4 protein-coding genes and 3 pseudogenes are annotated in these 3,953 nt (G+C 59.6%); 1 reads left to right on the plus strand and 6 read right to left on the minus strand.

Translation table 11 applies throughout. The annotated features are described in order from the left end of the window. Positions 1 to 196: 196 nt before the first annotated feature. The 5 genes and pseudogenes from X773_RS73245 to X773_RS78870 form a co-directional block, all read right to left on the minus strand. Positions 197 to 1,258, minus strand: coding sequence for a LacI family DNA-binding transcriptional regulator (locus tag X773_RS73245; protein ID WP_031213459.1), 1,062 nt, complete (start codon positions 1,256 to 1,258; stop codon positions 197 to 199). Positions 1,259 to 1,297: 39 nt separating this feature from the next. Further along, positions 1,298 to 2,106 (minus strand): annotated as a pseudogene (locus X773_RS73250) (transposase); the annotation flags it as partial. Between the two features lie 16 nt (positions 2,107 to 2,122). Continuing rightward, positions 2,123 to 2,419 carry a hypothetical protein gene (locus X773_RS73255; RefSeq protein WP_023680922.1) on the minus strand — a complete coding sequence of 99 codons (297 nt, stop codon included), beginning with the start codon at positions 2,417 to 2,419 and terminating at the stop codon, positions 2,123 to 2,125. Then, positions 2,419 to 2,631, minus strand: a pseudogene (locus tag X773_RS73260) (transposase domain-containing protein); the annotation flags it as partial. The gene X773_RS73255 and the pseudogene X773_RS73260, both read right to left, overlap by 1 nt. A gap of 41 nt (positions 2,632 to 2,672) precedes the next feature. Next, the gene (locus tag X773_RS78870) at positions 2,673 to 2,888 is read right to left on the minus strand and encodes a helix-turn-helix domain-containing protein (RefSeq protein ID WP_245274901.1); all 216 of its coding nucleotides are present in this window, start codon (positions 2,886 to 2,888) and stop codon (positions 2,673 to 2,675) included. Positions 2,889 to 2,940: 52 nt separating this feature from the next. Here X773_RS78870 and X773_RS78875 point away from each other — a divergent pair. Continuing rightward, a pseudogene (locus X773_RS78875) lies at positions 2,941 to 3,015 on the plus strand (transposase); the annotation flags it as partial. 27 nt (positions 3,016 to 3,042) lie between these two features. Here X773_RS78875 and X773_RS77820 read toward each other — a convergent pair. Further along, positions 3,043 to 3,953, minus strand: a 911-nt coding sequence (locus X773_RS77820) for a helix-turn-helix domain-containing protein (RefSeq protein WP_023680925.1), incomplete at its 5' end; no start/stop codon positions are given.

The raw sequence follows: 3,953 nt of genomic DNA on the forward strand, positions 1-3,953 counted from the left end.
ATCTTTCCGATGCTGTACGACGAGATGCGGCGCACCGGCGGACATGCGGCCACACAGGCGCTGCACCTCGATATCTGCCGCGCATGACGATCTTGATGTCGGAGTTTGCGCGACGCTGGAAAATATTCCACAGCAATTTCAAAAGGTTACATGTTATTTAAACAATCGAGTGGGCGACCCCTAGCTGACATTTGCGTCAGATATTCTCCGGGGTGACTATTTCGAAAGGTATGGACCGCTGAAGAGTAGCTAAGGGCGCCTGTGGTCCAATGACATCAATCATTGTCTGTACAAGAAGGGCCGAAGTGGCTTCAAGGGGGTGGCAGAGAGCTGCTGTGATCAAGCCCTCGGACAGTCCTTTTCGGGTTTCGGGGCCAATGTCACGACATACCACCTTGATACCCGCTCGCCTCTCTGAGGACACCTCCCTCAAAGCACGAAGTACACCGGTAATTCCGCCACCGACGATCAGAATTCCCACAAGATCGTCATTCGTCTTAAGCAACTCGGCCACCATTCGATAAGCCTCGTTCGATTCCTCGTGGGTTGGGCGGCTTTCCTCCACTGTGAGCCGCGGAGCGTGTTCGCGCAAATACGAACGGAAACTGGCGTCTGAGACGTCCTGGCATTGATACCGATGGTTTCCTATGAAAACCGCAATACGACCCGGTCCTTGAGTGGTTTGGGTGATCAGGAAGGCCGCCGTGCGACCCAGCTTCCAATTGTCTGTGCCAACATAAGCTGCACGTTCCGGTGCGGATTGATCCGTAATGTAAGAAACAATCGGTCTTCCCACTTCCGTCAGTGAGCGGATCGCCTGGCCAATAATTGGGTGATCTGCCGCGACCACCGCAACGGCGTCGCATGAATCGCCGAGCGCAATCAGCCGGCTCGCGATTGTCTCGGGTGTCAGCAGATCGACGAAGTCGACTACTGAATCGATGACCTCATCCCGACGCTCACGACAGGCGGCAATAATCTTCTTCCCGAACAACTGATAGAGGTCGCGGGTCGACTGCTGAAGCAGGAAGCCTAGTCGGTAATGTGGAGATATCTTACGAGCCCGATCATCAATGGCTCCGATTCCGTAAAACCCAATCTCTTCCGCTGCGCTTTGAACGCGTTGGACGGTTTTCGGGCGAACTGAAACGGTGCCACTCAGAATTCTGTTCACAGTCGCCACCGAAACGCCTGCCGCGGTAGCGAGATCGTGGATTGTCGGCCGCGTCTCTCGCGATCGGGGGGATTCTTCGCACATTCACCTCATGCCCCGCACGAGGGGAGCGGCGTGGCGCTTACAGTCGGCCTTGCGAGCGCGGTAACGAACCATGCCGATGTCGTCGACCGGTGGCGGACGCTCATTTGTGAAGTTGCGCTGTCTTTGCCGCAATTCCCTGCCGCCGGGACAGACGTAAAGATCGCGCTCGCGGTCATATTCGAAGTCCGCCCGTTCAAAGGTTCCATCCCGGCGTTCGGATTTGTCGAAGACAGGCATATGCGGCTCGATGCCGTGTTCATGGACCAGCCAGGCCAGCATCTCGGCCGAGCCATAGCCAGCGTCGGCGATCAGCCGCTCCGGCCACAGATTGTGATCGTCGTGGGAGCGTTCGATCATCCTCTTGGCCGCAGTGACCTCGGCCTGGCGCACCGCAGTCGATGGCTCCACATCGACAATGACAGCGTGCTCCACATCGATCAGATAGTTGGCGCAATAGGCACCGGGCCGCCCTAGGAAGCCGTCCAGCGCGCGGCGGGATCGACAGGCGAGATGAACTTCGGCTCAACCGGCGTGGCCGCGCCGAACGCCGCATCGTCCAGGACAGCGAGATACTCGGCCACGGCCCGCTTGGCGGATGGGTCGAGCTCTTCCTTCGCCTTCACGCCGTTCTGACGATGCGCGTCCGCACGGATCAAACTGGCGTCGACGGCAAAACCCTCGCCTCCTACCAGTCGCTCCGCAATGCAACGGCGCACCGTCGTCTCGAACAATTCGCGCAGAAGGCCGCTATCGCGGAACCTACCGTGGCGGTTCTTCGAGAAGGTCGAATGGTCAGGCACATCGCCTTCCAGCCCGAGCCGGCAGAACCAGCGATATGCGAGATTGAGAGCAACCGCCCGGTTGTTACCGCGGAGATTTCGCTTTGATGCGAGCGATGAGTTCCTGGTCATCGACGAAGGCTTCGAGGAAGTCACTCCATTCGTCAGCGGTGCGGCGCGCATGGGTAAGCATTTGCTCCAGCTCTTCCATTCCGTCGCGGGTAAGCGAAGTTATTGCTTCGTCCGGTCCGGTGTAGACGCTGATGATGCTGCCGTAGCTCAGGTTGTCATCATTGCTGACGATCGCCTGAAGGAGTTCGGCATCTTCATCGAGCAATTTGGCGACGTAGTCGATGCTGAACACATGGGTCACCGTTGCCATCAGGCAGCCTCGGCGGAGATGGCGGTGACAGGTGACCAATTCCAGGGAAGCAACTCGTCGAGGCGATTGATCTTGTGATCTTGGATGCGGTCGAGCACGTCTGCGAGATATGCCTGCGGATCGATGCCGTTCATCTTGGCCGTCTCGATGATTGTCATGGCGCGAGCCAGGGTCTCCGCGCCGGTGTCGGCGCCGGCAAATAGCCAGTTTTTTTCTTCCGATTGCGAAGACCGATTCATTATGCACCTCCTTTTCAAATGGCGGAAAACAGCGATTCTTGGTTGTCGTCGTGGATGCGACGCGGAGTATTGCGCGCCAGTTCGGCCTTGATCCGTTCGTCTTCGAGGTCGCTGGCGCGGATCTGGTAGGGCGCGCCGCGCATGACCTGCTCGGCGGGTAAGAGGCCATCCCTGATGAACCGGCGGATTTTGACGTGCGACACGCCGAGCTTCGCGGCCGCATCCGACATAGTGAGCCACTCGCCATTCTTGTCGGACGAGCGATAGCCGCTGATCTTGTNCTTCACCCGGTTCCTCGACGATGGGCGGATCTGCCTATCCAACAATGCAGCCGAGCGAGCCCTGCGCGGCATCGCGAAGACTGATTCATTATGCACCTCCTTTTCAAATGGCGGAAAACAGCGATTCCTGGTTGTCGTCGTGGATGCGACGCGGAATATTGCGCGCCAAATCGGCCTTGATCCGTTCGTCTTCGAGGTCGCTGGCGCGGATCTGGTAGGGCGCGCCGCGCATGACCTGCTCGGCAGGCAAGAGGCCATCCCTGATGAACCGGCGGATTTTGACGTGCGACACCCCGAGCTTCGCGGCCGCGTCCGACATAGTGAGCCACTCGCCATTCTTGTCGGACGAGCGATAGCCGCTGATCTTGTGCACCGTGCGCAGCGATTGGACGCGACGCGCGGTCCAGGTCTTTCCCTGACCGGTCTGCATGCCCATGCGGTTGAGTGTGGCAGCGATTTCGGCATCCGACCATCGGGTTGCCATGGATCGCATGATCGCCAGAGCCTCCTCAGGCGTACGCTGGCCATGCTCTCCGGATTTGGGCTTGCGAACCCGTACCTGCGAGTGCTGGCCTCCGTGCCAGTGGATGGTCAAGATCACGTCGCGCGCATCGTCATCGACATCCGCCACGATGTCCTTGATGAGCGCGCGCAGCAGTTGCTGACGACAGCGCATGTCGACACCCGGCGCGTTCCAGGTGGCCTCGAGATTCTGGGCGAGGCCCGTGAAGTCCGGAACCGCGTCGACAGGCTCCACACGCTGGACTTCGCTCAGCCGGGCCTCGCAGGTCTCCACGCGCCTGAGCGTGGCTTCCCAACTCCTCTCGAGCTGGGCCGCAATAAGCCGGTTCTCCGGGTCGCAAGCGGCATAGCGGCGCTCGGCGAGCGATGCCTCATAGCGCGCCTGCTGCAGGTCCATCTCGATCATCTGCCGCCGCTTGGCTTCGCTCTCCAGCTGCATCCGTTCAGCCTCCAACGCCGCTTCGATCGCCATCGGCGCAACCGCCTCCAGCG

The organism is Mesorhizobium sp. LSJC280B00, from assembly GCF_000502835.1.
In the GTDB taxonomy this organism is placed as follows: Bacteria; Pseudomonadota; Alphaproteobacteria; order Rhizobiales; family Rhizobiaceae; genus Mesorhizobium.